Below are 16,801 nucleotides of genomic sequence, written 5' to 3' on the forward strand. Positions count from 1 at the left end.
ACTTCACGTTAGACCTCGATGCGCGCGCCGATGATCACGGTCTGATCCAACGGCAGTCCGAAGTAGCCGGCCGCGTCGGCGGTCATGTGCGAGGTCGCGATGAACAGTCGCTTGCGCCACGGCGCCATGGTGGGTTGGTCGCCGGCACACAGGTCGATCCGGGACAGGAAGAACGACGCGTTGTCGACGTCGACGACGCCCTCAGTGTCGGCGGGATTGACCAGGCGCAGTGCGGCCGGCACGTTCGGGCGTTCCATGTAGCCGAATCGTGCTGAGACGAAGAAGATTCCGTCGTAGTGGCTACCGAGGTCGTCGACGGTGATCCGTTCGCTGTCCGGCACTCGCGGCACCGGCGGGGTGTCGATCGACATGATGATGATGTGCTGGTGCAGCACGTGGTTGTGTTCGACATTGGCGCGCAACGACAGCGGAGCGGTCTCGCCGCCACGGTTGAGGAAGATCGCGGTGCCGGGAACCCGGGTCAGGGGTGGATTGCGGTGGGTGATGTCGGTGACGAATTCGCGCAGCGGCCCCTCGGCGATATCGCGGGCTTTGGTGACGATGACCCGGCCGCGCTGCCAGGTGATCAGCACGGTGAAGGCGACCAGCCCGATCAGCAGCGGCAGCCACGCGCCGTGCACGATCTTGGTCAGGTTGGCGGCCAGGAACATCAGGTCCACCAGCAGCAGCGCACCGCCCCCGGTGACCACCAGCCACAGCGGCCACCGCCAGCGCTTGTGGGCGATGTAGAGGAACAGCACCGTGGTGATGGTGATCGTGCCGGTGACCGCCATACCGTAGGCGTACCCCAGCGCCGCCGAGCTGCGGAACGCGAACACCAGGATGAGCACGGCAACCATCAGCATCCCGTTGATCCACGGCACGTAGATCTGTCCGATGGATGACTCGGAGGTGTGGGAGACCCGCAGCCGCGGCAGGTAGCCCAGTTGAGCGGCCTGCGAGGCCACCGAATAGGCGCCGGTGATCACCGCCTGCGAGGCGATCACCGTGGCCGCGGTGGCCAGCACCATCATCGGCAGCTCCCAACCGGCGGGCACCAGCAGGAAAAACGGTGCGTTGACCACGCTCTGGTTGCCCAGCAGCAGCGCACCCTGCCCGAGGTAGTTGAGCACCAGCGCCGGCAACACCAGCCCGGCCCACGCCCAGGTGATCGAGGCGCGGCCGAAGTGGCCCATGTCGGCGTAGAGCGCCTCGGCTCCGGTCACCGCCAGCACCACCGCGGCCAGCGCGAAGAAGGCGATATGGAAATGGCTGAACATGAAGTCCAGCGCATAGGTGGGCGACAACGCCCGCAGGATCTGCGGATGGCGCAGGATGCCGCGCACACCACAGGCGCCGATGACGACGAACCAGACGATCATCACCGGGCCGAAGAACCGGCCCACCACCGCGGTGCCGTGCCGCTGCACCAGGAAGAGTCCGATGATGATCACCGCGGTGATGGGGACCACCAACTCGGCGAGCCCGGGGTCGACCACCTTGATGCCCTCGACCGCGGATAGCACGGAGATGGCGGGGGTGATCATGCTGTCCCCGAAAAACAGTGCGGCACCGAGGATTCCGAGCCCGGAGAGCAGGGTGATCACGCGCTTGCTCGACCTGCTGCCCAACCTGCGCACCAGCGTGATCAGTGCCATCACGCCGCCCTCACCATCGTTGTCGGCGCGCATGACCAGCGTGACGTAGGTGAGGCTGACGATGATCATCACCGACCAGAAGACCAGTGAGACCACCCCGTAGACATTGTCTCGGGTGATCGGCACCGGATGGGGATCGTCCGGATTGAACAGTGTCTGCAAGGTGTAGATGGGGCTGGTGCCGATGTCGCCGAACACCACACCGAGGGCGCCGACGATCATGCCGGTCCGGGCTTTGTGAGCAGGCGCGCGCACCGCCATCGCAAAGTCAGTTGCCACAGGTCAGTCCCTCATGCTCGGTCCGCCCGGCGTCGTTTCCCCGGCGACGTGCTGAGAATCGTAGCCACTGGGCCAGGTCGACGTGGGTTGGGACCGGACATTGGGATTTCCCTCGATCTGGGCGGCTGCACAGCATAGATTCGATACGGCCCGCAGTACGGCCCGAGGAAGGGAGTCCGCTCGTGCGGAGGTTCGCGGTCAGCGTGGTGCTGATGTTCCTGGCGGCGTTGGGTTTTGCCCCGTCGGCGTCGGCCGCCTTGATGTCGGGCAACTACAACGTCAACATCCCCGACCGGCGCGACTTCCACACCTGGATCTGGAGCATCAGCTCCTGCAACCCGCCGAACACGATCGTTCCGGAGTGCACCCTGGTATCGGCGATCGCGCAGCCCATCGCCAAGGCCTACCCCTGGTACGGCCATGCCGTGCTGGCCAACGGCCAGTACACCCTGACCGTCGACGTCCCCGACGGCTTACGCTGCGGCGACATCTATTACGGGCCGGTCATCCCGACCCACGACGTCTACACCTTCGACGCCAACACGCTGTCCGGAACGTTGCAGTCGTCCTTCGACGCCGGCTGCGACGGTGCTCCCGGCGGAACGTTCAGCTATCCGTTCTGGCTGACCCGGCTCTAACTCAACGGGCGACCAGCGCACCGAAATGATCGAGTAGATCCGCGGTGCGCCAGACCGTCAGACCCGCCAGGACGACCAGCATCGTGACGGTGACGGCAGCTTGGACCAGAGCGCGATTGTCCTTGGGCGCGTAGACATATGCCGCCGCGACCACGGCGCCGGTGATCAGCCCGCCCAGGTGCCCCTGCCAGCTGATGCCGGGCACCGTGAACGTGATCACCAGGTTGGCGACGATCAGGATCACCAGCCAGCGGATGTCGAGGTTGAGCCGGCGGGCCACCACGAACGTGGCCCCGAACAGACCGAACACCGCGCCCGAAGCCCCCGCGGTCGCCGCTCCGATCGGTGCGACCAGGTACACCAAGACCGAACCGCCCAACGCGCTCAGGCCGTAGAGCGCGCCGAACCGCAACCGGCCCAGATGCTGCTCGAGCGGTGGCCCCAGGACGTAGAGCGCCCACATGTTGAACAGGATGTGGGCAATGCCGAAGTGCACGAACGCCGAGGTGATCAGCCGGTAGTACTCGCCGGCAGCGACCGCGGGTGCCCACAGCACCAAGTGCTGTCGCAGCGCCCGCGAGGTCATGTCCAGCACGAACAAGACGACGTTGACCGCGATCAGCGCGTAGGTCACCACCGGTGCGCCGGTGCGCTGCACCCCGCCGAACGTGGTCCGCACTGGACGCACATTCTGCGCGCCGGCCGCAACACAGTCGACGCACTGGTGCCCCACCGCCGCACTGCGCATGCATTCGGGGCAGATCGGCCGCTGGCAGCGGGCGCACCGCACGTAGGTAGGTCGGTCGGGGTGGCGGTAGCAGGTCGGCGTCTCGGCCGGTGTCTGCGGTGTGAAGGGGATGCTCATGGTCCTGACACCGAAGATACTGGGTCGCCCGGCGGGCAGACCGGTCAGCGCACCCCGCGCAACAGGGCTCCCGGGCGCGCGCCGGTGTCCCTGCCGTGCCGGCGGGTGACGACGCCGCTGACGACGGTGGCCTCGTACCCGCGGGCGCCCTGCATCAGCCGGTTGCCACCGGCGGGCAGGTCATAGGCCATCAGTGGCACCTCGAGGGTCAGCGCGTCGAGGTCGATGACGTTCACATCGGCCTTCTTCCCGACCTTGAGGACACCGCGGTCGGACAGCCCGAACAGCGTCGCGGTATCCAGGGTCTGCTTGCGCACCACGTACTCGATCGGGAAGCGCGGCCCGCGCTTGCGGTCTCGGGCCCAGTGCGTGAGCATGAATGTCGGGTAGGACGCGTCGCAGATCAGGCCGCAATGCGCACCGCCGTCGGACAGTCCCGAGATGGCGGCGCGATGCGACATCATCTCGTGGATGGCATCGTGGTTGCCGTCGACATAGTTGAAGAACGGCAGCATCAGCATCGCGGTGCCGCTGGACTCCAGCATCAGGTCGTACATGGTGGCCAATGGATCCTGGCCGCGGGCCTTGGCGATGGCGCCGACGGTCTGGTCCGGGGTCGGCTCGTAATCCGGCGGGTCACCGATGGCATAGATCGAGTCCACACTGTGCTGGATCAAGGCGAACAGCGAGTCGAACAGCGGCAGCGGCTGCGGCGGCAGGTCGGACTCGGCCAGGATCGCGGCGCGCACCGCCGGGTCGGCGAGCCGGGCACCGAGTTCGGCCGGGGCCAGCTCGGCCTTCAGCTTGCGGAACGTCGGCCGGTGGGTGAAGGCGTGGTAGCCGGCGAAACCGAACAGCATCCCGAACGGGCGGGCGGCAAACTGCGGGTGCACCCGGATCCCGTCGTCGAGCGCGCGGCCGGCGATCTCGAGCTGCTTACGCCACAAGTCGGGGGCGGACTGGGTTTGGATGACCGGGAACGACAGCGGCCGGTCGATCTCGGCAGCCAGCCGGACCATCCAGTCCAGCTCCTTCATCGGGCCGTCCAGACTCTCACCGGCGGTTCCGGCCGGGGCCACCTCGAACACGGCCTGCCCACCGGCGGCCATCGCGCGGCCGAGTGCGAATAGTTCGTCTTCGGCGGCGTAGGTGCCGGGCACCGGCTCACCGTCGATCGCGCGGTGCGCCTCGGTGCGCGAGGTCGAGAAGCCGAGGGCGCCGGCCTCGATTCCCTCCTGCACGATGCGCGCCATGACGGCGATGTCCTGCGCGGTGGCCGGTTCGTTGCGCGCACCACGCTCCCCCATGGCATAGCCGCGCACCGCACCGTGGGCGATCTGGGTTCCGAAATCGACTGCCAGTGCTTGCTTTTCGATGACGTCCAGGTACTCCGGGAAACTTTCCCAGCCCCAGCTGATCCCTTCGGTCAGCGCGGTGCCGGGGATGTCCTCGACACCTTCCATCAGTTCGATCAGCCACTGCTCGCGGCCGGGTTGTACCGGGGCGAACCCGACACCGCAGTTGCCGCTGACGACCGTGGTGACGCCATGCATGCTGGACGGTTCGAGCAGACCGTCCCAGCTGACCTGCCCGTCGTAGTGGGTGTGGATGTCGACGAACCCAGGGGTGACGATGCGCCCGGTAGCGTCGATGGTCTGCGCCGCCTCGCCCTGCAGGCCGGGGTCATCACCCTCGCGGTGACGGATCTCGACGATCGTGCCGCCCTTGATACCGATATCCGCGCGGAAGGGCTTGTCGCCGGTGCCGTCGACGACGGTGCCGCCGGTGATGGTCAGGTCATACATCCATGCCTCCTCGGTGCCGGTCGCCAGCGTAATCGGGATCACATCGCAGGGGTAGACACAATCTCAAATCTGTCTTCACCGGTGCCGCGCGACACAAATGCGGAATCAATTGTGAAGCGCGTAAATATTTGCCAGAAATGACGGCTCGGGAATTCTAAGAAGTCGATGAAAGTACATCTGATCTGGGAATATAGGTATTCGCAATGAATTGTGGATTCGCCACGAAATCCGTAGTAGATTTCATGCAGGTTGAATTCACAGCCAGCCGGAGACGCCATTGAGCGGGGCGACGTTGTCTACGAACCTCGCGGCAGGGTCTTGAGTCCAAGGGCTCCAGCCATGGCGTCGTGCCGGCAACCACGGATTACGACTGACGGAGGCGTCATGTCTGCTGCCATTTCTTCAGAACCGGTGGCCGCCCCCCGCCCCGGTGTCCGCCACGCCCAGCGCGGACAGTTCCGCTCTCGGGAACTGAGCCAGACGACTGTCCTGGTCGCCGCCGTCGGCGAGGTCGACGCGGCCAATTCAGCCGACCTCTTCAGCTTCATCGAGGATCACGTCGCGGGCTACCAGCAGTTGGTCCTGGACCTGTCCCCCTTGGATTTCTTCGGAACCGACGGGTTCTCCGCCCTGCACACCGTCAACGTGCGCTGCGCGCGCCGCGGGGTGGACTGGGTGCTGGTTCCCGGCCCGGCAGTGTCCCGCGTACTGCGGGTATGCGACCCCGAAGGCACGCTGGCCACAGCAGGCAACATCGTCTCGGCAGTGGCGGTCCTGGCCCGCGGGCCGCACCGGCATCTGCGGTTGACGCCGCTGCCCTGACCGCGCTGTCCTGACACCGGGCTGGCGGCGTTCCTACACTGGCGGCATGCCCGCTCGTGGACGCAATCTCAACGACGTCGTCACCGGTTTCTGGACGTTGGCCGCCCCGCTCTACGACCTGCCCGTGCTGCAACAGTGGGTCTATCAGCCGGCCCAGGACGAGGTCATCGCGGAGTTGCGCGCCCACGGAGCCCGCACAGTAGCCGATATTGCTTGCGGCACAGGCATTCTCGCTGACCGAATCCAACGCGAACTGCGACCCGAGGCGGTGTACGGGGTCGACATGTCCGACGGGATGCTCCGCGAGGCGCAGGCCCGCTCCACTGAGGTGACCTGGCTCAAGGGCCCGGCCGAAGAGCTGCCGTTCGACGATGAGGCGCTCGACGCCGTCGTCACCACCTCGGCCTTCCACTTCTTCGACCAGCCGGCCGCGCTGCGCGAATTCCACCGGGTGCTGCGCCCCGGCGGTCTGGTCGCGGTGGCCACCATCAGCCCGCCGGCCCCAGCGGTGCTGCGCAAACTGTCGGTGAGCCTGTCGAATCCGGCGCACAACCCCTCGCCGGACGAGCTGAAGGCGCTGTTCACCGACGCGGGTTTCGCGCTGACCGACCAGCATCGCGTCCACCGTCCGCTGTGGACCAAAGCAGTCTGGGACCTCATCACGATCGGCACCAAGACTTGAGCTTTGCTGCGGCGCCCCGGCCGCTATCCTCACCGACGTCCGCCCTTCTCAACGCAGAGGAACACGATGGCCATCGAGCTGCTCGCCCCCAACGTCGAAATCGGTCTGGTGACCACCAACCTGAAGCCGATGGTCGAGTTCTACGAGAACTTCCTCGGCCTGCCCTTCCAGGGCGATCTCGACTTTCCCGGCGGAACGATGAGGCGTTACGGCCTGGGTAGCAACGTGCTCAAGCTGGTCACCCTGGACGAACCGCCGGCCGCTGGGGCCGTCGCAGGCGGCGGACCGGCCGCGGCCGGCATCCGCTATTTCACGATCGTGGTGGCCAACGTGACGGCCACAGCCGAGCAGGTCAAGGCCGCCGGCTACGACGTCGCCCAGGAACTCGCCGAGTTCGCGCCGGTACCCGGCATGGGCTGGATGTTCGTGGCAGACCCGGACGGTAACTGGGTGGAGCTCGTCGGTCCGCTGGGCTGATCCCAGGCCGTACGCTGGCCTACGTGGCCGATCTGCATCCCGGTGTCGCCGTACTCGCTCCGCTACTGGGCACCTGGTCCGGTACGGGGCACGGGCAGTACCCGACGATCGAACCGTTCGACTACGGCGAGGACGTCACCTTCGGCCACACCGGCAAGCCGTTCCTGACCTACACGCAGCGCACCAAGGCCAGTGCCGACGGCCGTCCGCTGCACGCCGAGACCGGCTATCTCCGGGTGCCGTCGCCGGGCCGGATCGAGTTCGTGATCGTGCAGCCGACCGGGGTCACCGAGGTCGACGAAGGTGTGCTCTCCGTCGACGGGTCGGGCCTGGGTATCGACGCGGAGTCCACCTCGATCGGGCTGACCGGATCGGCGAAAGAGGTTACCGCCGTGACGCGTTCAATCCGCGTCGCCGGCGACGAACTGTCCTACACGCTGCTGATGGGTGCGGTTGGTGTGCCGCTGGTCAAGCATCTGAGCGCCACGCTGCACAGGCAGCCGTGATGGCGGCGGTCGCCCCCGAGGCCGACGGCCGGATCGCGGTCCCCGCCGACCTCGACGCCGTCACCGACATCGGTGCCGAGGAGGACGGCGGCCTCTCCCCCGCCGCGATCGAGCGAATCTGGCAGGCGACCCGGCACTGGTATGCCGCCGGAATGCACCCGGCGATCCAGGTCTGTGTGCGCTACGACGGCGCGGTGGTACTCAACCGGGCAATCGGGCACGGCTGGGGCAACGGCCCAGCCGATCCGCCGTCTGCACAGAAGGTCCCCGTCACCGTCTCGACCCCGTTCTGCGTGTACTCGGCGGCCAAAGCCATCACCACCACCGTGGTGCACATGCTGGTCGAGCGGGGCGAGTTCTCCCTCGACGATCGGGTGGCCGACTACCTGCCCGAATACGGCCGGCACGGCAAGGACAGCACCACCATCCGGCACGTGATCACCCACAGCGCAGGAATCCCATTCGCCACCGGACCGCGGCCCAGCCTCAAGCGGATGAACGACAGCGAGTACACCCGCGCAAAGCTGGCCGAGTTCAAGCCGATCCACAAACCCGGTTTGATGCACATCTATCACGGGCTGACCTGGGGACCGCTGGTGCGCGAAATCGTCTCGGCGGCGACCGGACGCGGAATTCGCGAGATCCTGGCCACCGAGATTCTGGACCCGCTGGGCTTCCGGTGGACCAATTACGGCGTCGCGGAAGGCGATGTTCCCCTAGTAGCGCCGAGCCACGTGACCGGCAAGCCGCTGCCGGCACCGATGGCGGCAGCGTTTCGCAAAGCCGTCGGCGGCACCATGGCGCAGATCATCCCGTTCTCGAACACGCCGCTGTTCCTCACCGGGGTGATCCCGTCGTCGAGCACCGTGTCGACCGCCGACGAGCTGTCCCGGTTCGCCGAAATACTGCGCCGCGGCGGCGAACTCGACGGCGTGCGCGTCCTGTCACCGGAGACGCTGCGCGGTGCGGTCACCGAGGCGCGGCGGCTGCGGCCGGATGTAGCGACGGGCTTGACTCCGCTGCGCTGGGGCACCGGCTACATGCTGGGGTCGAAGCGGTTCGGGCCGTTCGGCCGGGACGCGCCGGCCGCCTTCGGCCACACCGGCCTGACCAACGTGGCCATCTGGGCGGACCCCGAGCGCCGGATCTCGGTCGGGGTGATCAGCAGTGGCAAGCCCGGTTGGCATCGCGAGGCCGGACGCTACACCGCACTGCTGGACCGGATCGCCGCCGAGATTCCCGGCGGCAGGTGAATTGTGGGCTTACGTTCCCCGGACTACCGTTGCGGCCATGGGTGATTCGCTGCTGCAACAGCAACTCGACGAGGTGCGCGCCCTGCTGCTGCGTACCCGGGAGTTGTTCGGTGCGCACCCGGTTGCCCCGCCGGAGATCATCCCGCCCGATCCGGAGACTCCGAACTAGTCCCAGCCTTGTAGAGCAGCCGCTTGAGTTCGCCCACTTCCGCCGGGCTGAGGGCGTCCAGCAGGTGGCGGTCGGCCACCGCGGCCGCGTCCAGACCTTTCTTCAGCAGCGTCTTGCCCTGCCGTGTGAGCTGAGCGGGCAGGGTTCGGCGGGCCTCGACGGTCGGCCGCGACACCGCTCCGAGCTCCTCGAGCCGGTTGAGTACCTGATTCATCGCCTGCGCCGAGACGTTGGTCGCCCGAGCCAGATCGGCACTGGTGAGCCCGGGGTTCGCCGCGAGTAGGCGTAGACAGACCAGTTCGGGCAGGCTGATCCCGAGTTCCCGCAGTCCGGCGTTCACGCCGGGACGCATGACCGCCACCACCCGGTGCAGCAGATAGCCGATCGGCGCGTCTGCACCGTCGAATTCGGTCTGGCTCATGTCACCCATGCTGACATCGCCTCCCTCCGATACGGACGCCGACCAGCCGATCTGGTTCGCACACCCGAATGTATCAAGTTACTTGACACTATCCGCGCCCCGCATGTATCAAGTTACTTGTCACTCAAAGTCGCTGGCTCGCAACGACGTCACCCCGAGGAGATCGCACATGTTCCCTGGACCCTTCCGGCAAGACTTCGGCCCATCGGAGGCGATCGCCTCGCCGTCGTGGCCACTCCCGCTGGGCGAACCCGGCTGGGCCGGGCCCCTGGTCGGGTCAGCCGGGCCGGGCTTCGGCGCCTCCGTAGCGCCCGCACCACAGCAGGCGATCGTTCGGCGCGCCACCGTGGTGGCCGCACTCCTGCTCGAAGCGCCTGCGACGGCGGCCGAGATCGTCGCGCGGGTCACCGCTGCCACCGGCGGCGCGATGTCACCACCGGTGGCGAATGCCGAACTGACCTTGGGATTCATGGCCGGGCGGGGACTGGTCACCATCGTCGACGGGACGGCGAGCGTGACCGAGCTTGGCCGAAACATCCTGGCCTGGCACGGCGTCAACGCCGACACCGCGCGCGCGATCCTGGGCAGGTTCGCCCAACTGGGCGACGTGATCCAGATCCGCAAGGAACTACTGCAGACGGCCAGCCTGGGCAAGACCATCACCACGTCGGGAACGGCGGAACAGAAGGCCGTGCTGGCCGAAGCGAAGGCCGCCATCCTGGCTTCCGTCGTCGAGGCCAAGAAGTCGCTGCACGCGGCGCTGAGTACCTAGCTCGCGTATGCGCGCTATTCGGAAGCCGACAGCCGGTGTTCCTGCAACACCGCGACTGCTTCCCGGAGATCGCGTTCGCCGGGCACATCAGCGGACGGGGTGTGCCCGGCGGCGACGATCTCGGCCCGCACCTCCATCAGCGCCTTCAGGTACGACACATCGGCGGTCAGCAGGATTGCCTCGGCCAGCGACGTCGCGTCGGCGTCCAGCGCGGCTTCGGCCAACGTCACGCTGTGCAAGTAGCCACCCCGGCACGAGCGGAACAGCACGTGCCCGCTGGGATGCACGGCGTCGAACGCCGGATCGGGTTCGGTCATGGACTGCCATCGACGATGCGGTTGAGCTCTGCGGCACCCGCGCTGTCCTGCAACTCCCAGGTGTCAGCGGCGTAGCGCAGGTTGTCGGCCAGCTCCGCGTGGGCCTGCGACTGCTGCTCATAGCAGGTGCGCCGGTGGTCGAGCAGCTCCCGGCCGACGTCGCGGAGGTCGGCGAAGATCGGCCCGAGAGACTCCAGGCTGGCCAGGATGTCGGCATGGCTGGCCGGCGCCTGGCTGAGCTGTTCGGCGGTCTCCTGATGGTGACGGGCCGCCCGGCGCAGCTCGTCGGGCACCACGTGGATGCGCTCTGCCATGAGATTTCTCCTATCAGGACGGGCCGGCCGTCACCGCGGGCCGGGTCGGCGTCGGACGGTCCGGCGTCGTGGGTGGGGCGGCTGGGCCCGGCTCCGGCGGATGCTCCCACCCTAGAAAGCTCGGGCCGGTCACGCTCGCAATGGGTTCGATTCTGTTGTTGAAGACGGCCTTGCCGTTGCCCAGTGCAATGGCGTGCCGGTCGGTCAACATGCCGATGTCGCCGGGCTGCAGGCGGGTGGCATCGACCGGGTTGGCCACCGCGGTGCCCGCCGGTGGGATCGTGATGCCCTGGGCCTTGAACGCCTCAGGGATCGGGGTGCCGGCCACCGCGGCGGTGATGACGGCGGCCAGCCGCGGCGTGGGCGCGGTGATGGTCTGCCCATCGGGCAGCTGCACGAGCGTGGTGCCCTCGTCGGCCGCCGCGGGTGGGGTGTCGGCGTCATCGGCGGCCTCGTCGGCGGCGGGGTCATCGACGGATTCGGGATCGGTCTCGAGGTCGGCCGGCTCCTCCGGCTGCAGATCGTGTGTCGTGGGGCTGTCCTGCGGGCTGCGCAGCCCAGCGGTGAGGGCTTCCGGCAACGACAGCGGGCCCGCGGGAGACGCAGGCGGAAGGCCGCCGCCCCCGAAGGCCGGCATGGCCGGTATCGACGGCGGCATCGGAGCCGCCACCGGCGCGGGTGCCGGCGGCGCAGTCTGATCTGCCGGGCCGGGATCGGTGCCCAGTAGCGGATCGAGGAGCGGGTCGCCGAGCGGATCGGCCGGGGCCGGTCCGGGCGCGGGTGGATCAGCAGGCCTGGGCTCCGCACTTACTGGCGCCGCGGGTTTTTCGGGCGGTTGGGACTCGGGATCGGAATCCGGGCCGGATTCGGTGGCCGGGGTGGCAGCCGAGTACAGCGACGCCAACGCAGCCGCCAGCGCTGCCTTGGAGGTGGCGTCGAGTCCTGCGGTTTCGACGACCGTTCTGATGTCGCGGAGTTTGTCGATGAGGTAGCGCTGGAACGCCCGCGCTCCGGCCGGGGTGTCGAGATCGGTGCGGGTGGTGACGGCGGCCTCGATCTGGTCCTGCAGGGCGTCGAGCGTCTCCCGGCTGGCAGCATGCGTGGAGTGCGCATTGAGCACCGCGGTGATGACCTGCAGGTCAACTTTCGCACTCAGCGAATTCTGTTGGGCCAGTGATGTTTCCGCAGTACGGATCGCCTCCGCGGCGCTGCCTTCCTGAGGCTGGGCGACCGCGCCGAACACCTCGGTATGCGCGGCGCGGATCTTGGCCAGGACGGCGTCGACGGCAGCCGTCCCGCTGAGCGGATTGGTGGCAACCGCGAGGTCATCGCCGGAAAGACCGGCCATCCAGGCGTCGGGATTGCCGGCGGCCGCTCGGACCCGCGCTATTGCGTCGAGCAGATCGTGGTAGCTCGCCACCGGTCACCTTTCATGCCGGCGACTGTATCCAGGGCCGGATGGGGTGACAATTCACCCTTGGTAGTGGTGCCGAAGTCCTTGTAGCGCAGCGGTCTTGGCCTGTGCATCGGCCTTCACGGCCGTCACCAGATCCACCAGTTCGCGATTCTTGTCCAGCAGCAGACGGGCCACCTCACGGCCCTGCGCGGGGGTATCCCCGGCGTACTGGGCGACGGCCGCGTCGATCTCGGATTGGATCGCCTCGATGCGGCGGATGGCGTCGGTGGCTGAGGTGTAGGCGGCCGAGATCATTCCGGCGAGTTGGGCGTCGGCCTCGGCGAGCTCGCGGTCGCGGGCGGCGAGCGCCGCGCGGGCAGAATCGAGGGCCTCCCCGGACTGTCCGCTGTTGCCTGCCATGGCTCGACGGTACTCAGGCGGTTTTCGCCGGACAACTCACCAGACCGGCCGGCGGATCGCCACGTACTGACCCAGCGGGCTGATCCGTACTGTCGCCCCGGCGTGCGGCGCCTCGACGACGAGGTTGTTGCCGATGGCCAGCTGGACATGGCCGGTGTGCGGGAACACCAGATCACCGGGCCGGACCTGGGAGCGGGCCACCGGCAGACCGTCGTTGATCTGGTCATAGGTGGTGCGGTCCAGGTGCACCCCGGCCTGGGCGTACGCCCACTTGACCAATCCCGAGCAGTCGAAGCTGTCCGGGCCCGTCGCACCCCACACGTAGGGGCAGCCGAGGCGGGAGAGGGCGGCGCGCACCGCCTGCCCGGCCCGCGAGTTGGGCAACGGCAACCGGCGGCGCCGCATGCGGTAGCGCAGAGCGCGCAGGAGCGCGAGCCGCCTGCGCGCGCGACGCCGGGCGCCGAGTACGTGGTCATGTTGCGCTCGAAGTCGGGCTGCCCTGCGGCGCAGTAGTTCTCGCTGTGCGACCGGATTATCCGGGGCCGTGTCGGCATCTGCGCGCGCCGCCTCGACGACGGCCCTGGTCTGGTGGTGCGCGTCCCGGTGGTCGCGGGCCGCGCCGGCCAGGACCGCCGCCAGCTCCGCGTCCACGGTGCGGGTCCGCACCAACTCGGCGCGATGCCCATCGGCCGCGGCCCGGTAGGCGCTCGGCACCGCATCGAACGCGGGAGACGCCGGTGGTTCGGACGGCAGCGAGACCGCCGCGGGAGTCCCGGCGAACAGGCCGTGGGCACGAACGAGGAGGTCGACGTCGGTCACCACTGTCCCTCCGCGAATGCCCGCACCCGAGGCAACGCCCCCGGTGGGATGGCACCTCGATTGCGGATGTCCCACAGTTGTTCGGTGCTGACACCCAGCAGCGCGGCGATGACGGACTCGGGCAGACCGGACCGGGCGCAGGCCTGGTCGAAGCGGGTCGCGATGGCGCCCGGCATGCGTTGCAGCAATCCGGTGCGGATCTTCTCGAGGGCCTTGAGGTGGGTCATCAGCCGGTCGGCGGATTCAGCGCCGGCGTTGACCGCGACCCGCCAGGAGTTGGCCGCCAGCATCTCCGCCTTCACGCATTGAGCGATCACGGACAGAATATACGTCTCGTATTCGTTTGACGTCTCCGCTGGCAGTCTGGCTATCAACGAGTGCAGCGATTCGAGGTGCGCTTCGGCGTGGGCTTCGAGGACTTCAGTGTCGCTGTGGCGGTTCACCACGATCTCCGGAGCCGTCCGCGGCTGGACGGTCGGGGCCGCTGGGGCCGCCAACAGTTGGCTGAGTTCGGCCTCGGCATCGTCGGCCATGACGAGCCGTGAGTAGGTGCCGGCGGGCAGTCCCAGCCCGTTTTCCACCTTCTGAACTGTGCCTTTGTGAGGCTTGCGGGCGCCGCGCTCGAGGAAGCTTAGCCCCATGATGCTCACTCCGGTTTCACCGGCCAGGTCGGCCAGCGACCACCCGCGGGACTCTCTGAGCGCTCGAATGGCCGCACCCGCTGCCTCTCGGCTCACCGACGGGCTCCAGCCATATACGGATCGTACACAGCCATCATCGGATATACGTTTTGATCGACGTTTTTGTTGCGTTGCCACGCCAGGTCGTATACGGTTCCGTCATCGAATCTCGACAAGGAGGCCGCAATGAACTTCCGCCCGTGCTCGGCAGACCCCGACCTGTGGTTCGGCTACTCCGACGATGACGCCAGCGATGGGGCCGCCAAGGCTCGCGTCTACGAACAGTCCGCCACCCGCGCGCGCACGATCTGCCTGCGCCGCTGCCCACTGGCGCAGCAGCGGGCCTGCGCGCGACGAGCCATCGAGGCCGGTGAGGAATACGGGGTGTGGGCCGGGATCAAACTTCCCGGCGGCCAGTACCGCAAGCGCGCCCAGCTCGCGCACGCCCACGACATGCTGCGGCGGATCGCCGACGGTCAGATCAATCCGCGCGAACTGCCCGAGAGTGCCGAGCTACTCGCGCGCAACGAGGCGTTGCCGGTGCCGGCGGCCACCGTCGTCCACCTGCCGCTGGGGCGGATGCCCCGCACCGCGGCCTAGCTTGAAACCGTTACTGCGTCGCGCTTTTCGAGATTCTCCTCGACCTCACGCTGCCACACCCCGTACGCATGGGTGGTGTCGACTTCGAGTTCGAAACGGTCCGTCATGTCCGTGGTGACCTCGGCGGCGTCGACGTAGAACTGTTCGTACCACCGGCGGTACTGGTACAGCGCGCCGTCTTCCTCGCACAACAGGGGATTTTCGATGCGGGTCTTGTGCTTCCAGATCTCGACATCCTGCAGGAAGCCGACCTCGTAGACCTTGGAGTAGGACTCGGCGAGCTTGTCGGCCTTCTCCTTGGTCATTCCTTCCGGAACCTCGACCGAGACGCCGAACTGCAGCATGAAGGAGTTCTGCGAAATCGGATAGTGGCAGTTGATCAGGATCGAATTGACCGTGAACTCCGGTGCCAGGTCGTTGTGCAGCCAGTTGATCATGTACGCCGGCCCGAAGTAGGTGGCCTCCGAGCGCAGCTTGGTGCCCTCCCACATCCGCTCGGGATGTTCGGTGAAGTCCTGGCGCCCTTTGGATTCCATGAACTGGCTAGCGGTGTGGCCTTCGAAGACGTTCTTGAAGTACGTGGGGTAGGCGTAGTGGATGTAGAAGAAGTGCGCCATGTCGACGTTGTTGTCGACGATCTCACGGCAGTGCGCGCCCTCGATGAGGATCGAGTTCCACGTCCACTTCGACCACTTGTCGGTGCCCATGCCCTCGATCTGCGGCGGAGTCAGCTCCGGGCCGGGGGTTGAGCCTTCGGGATCGTGCCACACCAGCAGTTGGCCGTTGACCTCCAGGGTCTGCCACTTGCGGGTGCGCGCCAGCTTGGGAACGCGGCGGGCGTAGGGGATCTCGGCGCACCGTCCGGTTGCACCGTTCCACCGCCAGTCGTGGAACGGGCAGGCGATGTTGTCACCCTTGACCGATCCCTTGGCGAGGTCGGCGCCCAGGTGCCGGCAGTAACCGTCGAGCACGTGGATGTCGCCCTTGCTGTCGGCGTAGACCACCAGCTTGCCGCCGAACGCCTGAATGCCGTGCGGCTTGCCGTCGCGGAAGTTCTCGGCCAGGCCCAGGCAGTGCCACCCACGGGCGAACCGCGTCATGGGCGTGCCGGGGTCGATCTCCCGGATCTCAGTCATCTGGCGCATCCTTTTCGCTCTGGTGTGAACAGTAAGCACCCGTGCTTAATTTAAGCACGGGTGCTTAAACATCCTCAACGTTTCGTACACTTCCTGACGTGGACCGTGGTGCCCGAGCCCGGGAAGAGTTGCTCGACGCAGCAGAACGCCTGATCGCCGAGCACGGCTTCGAGGTGCCCCTGCGCGATATCGCCAAGGCCGCCGGCCAGCGCAACAACTCCGCGGTGAACTACTACTTCCGCAGCCGGCAGGACCTGATCGACGCGGTGGTGGCCCGGCGCCTGGTCCCCATGGAGGCACAGCGTCAGGCCATGCTCGACGGTATGTCGGAGCAGGAGCTGCGCGACGCGCACGCGTTGTTGCGGGTACTGGTCGAGCCGTTCGGCAACCTCGAAGCCACCCACTACGCCCGTTTCCTGGAAGTGGTGCGGATCCGGCTGAACCGCGAACCCCAGAGCCCGGCCGAGTCGGCCTGGCCCCGCGTCACCGGTGCCATGCACGAGTTGGTTCCCGCCGCCGACCGCGGCGACCGCATCCGCCGGGTATCCGCGGTCGCGACGACGATGTGGGCGCTGCTGGCCGACCGCGAACGTCGGGCCGAGAGCGGGGGAGCGGGTCCGGACAGCCTCGAGGAGATCGTCTCCATGCTGGCCGCGATGCTGACCGCGCCGCAACGTCAGCCGGCCACCGCGGGGAGACGCGCCGAGCGCGGGTGATACGCCGCCCGAAAGCGGGTAGGCGTTGGAGACTGTGACGGCAACGTCGACGGAGG

21 protein-coding genes are annotated in these 16,801 nt (G+C 67.5%); 10 read left to right on the top strand and 11 right to left on the bottom strand.

The genetic code is table 11. The features are described from left to right. Positions 1-8: 8 nt before the first annotated feature. Positions 9-1,919, bottom strand: coding sequence for a potassium transporter Kup (locus tag G6N35_RS18530; protein ID WP_163807772.1), 1,911 nt, complete (start codon positions 1,917-1,919; stop codon positions 9-11). 200 nt (positions 1,920-2,119) lie between these two features. On the opposite strand from G6N35_RS18530, the gene G6N35_RS18535 reads away from it, so the two are divergent. Then, positions 2,120-2,575 (top strand): hypothetical protein, encoded by a 456-nt coding sequence (locus G6N35_RS18535; protein ID WP_407664561.1) that lies wholly within the window; start codon positions 2,120-2,122, stop codon positions 2,573-2,575. Position 2,576: 1 nt separating this feature from the next. Here the strand turns inward: G6N35_RS18535 and G6N35_RS18540 are convergent, their stop codons facing one another. Further along, a complete protein-coding gene (locus tag G6N35_RS18540; RefSeq protein WP_163805571.1) occupies positions 2,577-3,440 on the bottom strand; it encodes a rhomboid family intramembrane serine protease in 864 nt (287 codons plus the stop codon). 44 nt (positions 3,441-3,484) lie between these two features. Continuing rightward, entirely contained in the window at positions 3,485-5,245 is a 1,761-nt protein-coding gene (locus tag G6N35_RS18545) for an N-acyl-D-amino-acid deacylase family protein (protein ID WP_163807774.1), read from the bottom strand. A gap of 384 nt (positions 5,246-5,629) precedes the next feature. On the opposite strand from G6N35_RS18545, the gene G6N35_RS18550 reads away from it, so the two are divergent. From G6N35_RS18550 to G6N35_RS27640, 6 genes are all read left to right on the top strand, one after another. Next, a complete protein-coding gene (locus G6N35_RS18550; RefSeq protein WP_163805572.1) occupies positions 5,630-6,067 on the top strand; it encodes an STAS domain-containing protein in 438 nt (145 codons plus the stop codon). A gap of 46 nt (positions 6,068-6,113) precedes the next feature. Beyond that, entirely contained in the window at positions 6,114-6,749 is a 636-nt protein-coding gene (locus G6N35_RS18555; protein ID WP_163805573.1) for a class I SAM-dependent methyltransferase, read from the top strand. Between the two features lie 66 nt (positions 6,750-6,815). Further along, a complete protein-coding gene (locus G6N35_RS18560; RefSeq protein ID WP_163805574.1) occupies positions 6,816-7,226 on the top strand; it encodes a VOC family protein in 411 nt (136 codons plus the stop codon). Positions 7,227-7,249: 23 nt separating this feature from the next. Continuing rightward, positions 7,250-7,732: a peroxynitrite isomerase gene (locus G6N35_RS18565; RefSeq protein WP_163805575.1), complete on the top strand. Its 483-nt coding sequence runs from the start codon at positions 7,250-7,252 to the stop codon at positions 7,730-7,732. After that, a complete protein-coding gene (lipE, locus tag G6N35_RS18570; protein ID WP_163805576.1) occupies positions 7,732-8,985 on the top strand; it encodes a lipase LipE in 1,254 nt (417 codons plus the stop codon). Before G6N35_RS18565 ends, lipE begins: the two co-directional genes overlap by 1 nt. 37 nt (positions 8,986-9,022) lie before the next feature. After that, positions 9,023-9,154: a hypothetical protein gene (locus tag G6N35_RS27640; protein WP_281357024.1), complete on the top strand. Its 132-nt coding sequence runs from the start codon at positions 9,023-9,025 to the stop codon at positions 9,152-9,154. Here the strand turns inward: G6N35_RS27640 and G6N35_RS18575 are convergent. Beyond that, positions 9,123-9,575, bottom strand: a complete 453-nt coding sequence (locus tag G6N35_RS18575; protein ID WP_322790618.1) for a MarR family winged helix-turn-helix transcriptional regulator — start codon at positions 9,573-9,575, stop codon at positions 9,123-9,125. The two genes, G6N35_RS27640 and G6N35_RS18575, sit on opposite strands and share 32 nt — an antisense overlap. Positions 9,576-9,744: 169 nt before the next feature. On the opposite strand from G6N35_RS18575, the gene G6N35_RS18580 reads away from it, so the two are divergent. Continuing rightward, a complete protein-coding gene (locus G6N35_RS18580) occupies positions 9,745-10,347 on the top strand; it encodes a hypothetical protein (protein WP_246224362.1) in 603 nt (200 codons plus the stop codon). Between the two features lie 14 nt (positions 10,348-10,361). On the opposite strand, the gene G6N35_RS18585 is transcribed toward G6N35_RS18580, so the two are convergent. Genes G6N35_RS18585 through G6N35_RS18610 form a run of 6 tightly spaced genes read right to left on the bottom strand, consistent with a single transcriptional unit; the run spans position 10,362 to position 14,350 of the window. Then, a complete protein-coding gene (locus G6N35_RS18585; protein ID WP_163805578.1) occupies positions 10,362-10,664 on the bottom strand; it encodes a DUF2694 family protein in 303 nt (100 codons plus the stop codon). After that, a complete protein-coding gene (locus G6N35_RS18590) occupies positions 10,661-10,978 on the bottom strand; it encodes an ESX-1 secretion-associated protein (protein ID WP_163805579.1) in 318 nt (105 codons plus the stop codon). Before G6N35_RS18590 ends, G6N35_RS18585 begins: the two co-directional genes overlap by 4 nt. 13 nt (positions 10,979-10,991) lie before the next feature. Next, positions 10,992-12,398, bottom strand: a complete 1,407-nt coding sequence (locus G6N35_RS18595; protein ID WP_163805580.1) for a DUF4226 domain-containing protein — start codon at positions 12,396-12,398, stop codon at positions 10,992-10,994. 51 nt (positions 12,399-12,449) lie between these two features. Continuing rightward, complete coding sequence (locus G6N35_RS18600; protein WP_163805581.1) at positions 12,450-12,794, bottom strand: DUF4226 domain-containing protein; 345 nt, start codon at positions 12,792-12,794, stop codon at positions 12,450-12,452. Between the two features lie 36 nt (positions 12,795-12,830). Then, entirely contained in the window at positions 12,831-13,631 is an 801-nt protein-coding gene (locus tag G6N35_RS18605) for a C40 family peptidase (protein WP_163807777.1), read from the bottom strand. Continuing rightward, on the bottom strand, positions 13,610-14,350 hold the full coding sequence (locus G6N35_RS18610; RefSeq protein ID WP_163807776.1) for a helix-turn-helix domain-containing protein: 741 nt from the start codon (positions 14,348-14,350) through the stop codon (positions 13,610-13,612). Before G6N35_RS18610 ends, G6N35_RS18605 begins: the two co-directional genes overlap by 22 nt. 129 nt (positions 14,351-14,479) lie before the next feature. Here G6N35_RS18610 and G6N35_RS18615 point away from each other — a divergent pair, with 129 nt between their 5' ends. Continuing rightward, positions 14,480-14,893, top strand: a complete 414-nt coding sequence (locus tag G6N35_RS18615; RefSeq protein ID WP_163805582.1) for a WhiB family transcriptional regulator — start codon at positions 14,480-14,482, stop codon at positions 14,891-14,893. On the opposite strand, the gene G6N35_RS18620 is transcribed toward G6N35_RS18615, so the two are convergent. Next, a complete protein-coding gene (locus tag G6N35_RS18620; protein WP_163805583.1) occupies positions 14,890-16,029 on the bottom strand; it encodes a 3-ketosteroid-9-alpha-monooxygenase, oxygenase component in 1,140 nt (379 codons plus the stop codon). The two genes, G6N35_RS18615 and G6N35_RS18620, sit on opposite strands and share 4 nt — an antisense overlap. 98 nt (positions 16,030-16,127) lie before the next feature. On the opposite strand from G6N35_RS18620, the gene G6N35_RS18625 reads away from it, so the two are divergent. Further along, positions 16,128-16,745 carry a TetR/AcrR family transcriptional regulator gene (locus tag G6N35_RS18625; protein ID WP_163805584.1) on the top strand — a complete coding sequence of 206 codons (618 nt, stop codon included), beginning with the start codon at positions 16,128-16,130 and terminating at the stop codon, positions 16,743-16,745. Positions 16,746-16,801: the final 56 nt, after the last annotated feature.

It is taken from the genome of Mycolicibacterium anyangense, assembly GCF_010731855.1.
GTDB classification, from domain to species: Bacteria; Actinomycetota; Actinomycetes; order Mycobacteriales; family Mycobacteriaceae; genus Mycobacterium; species Mycobacterium anyangense.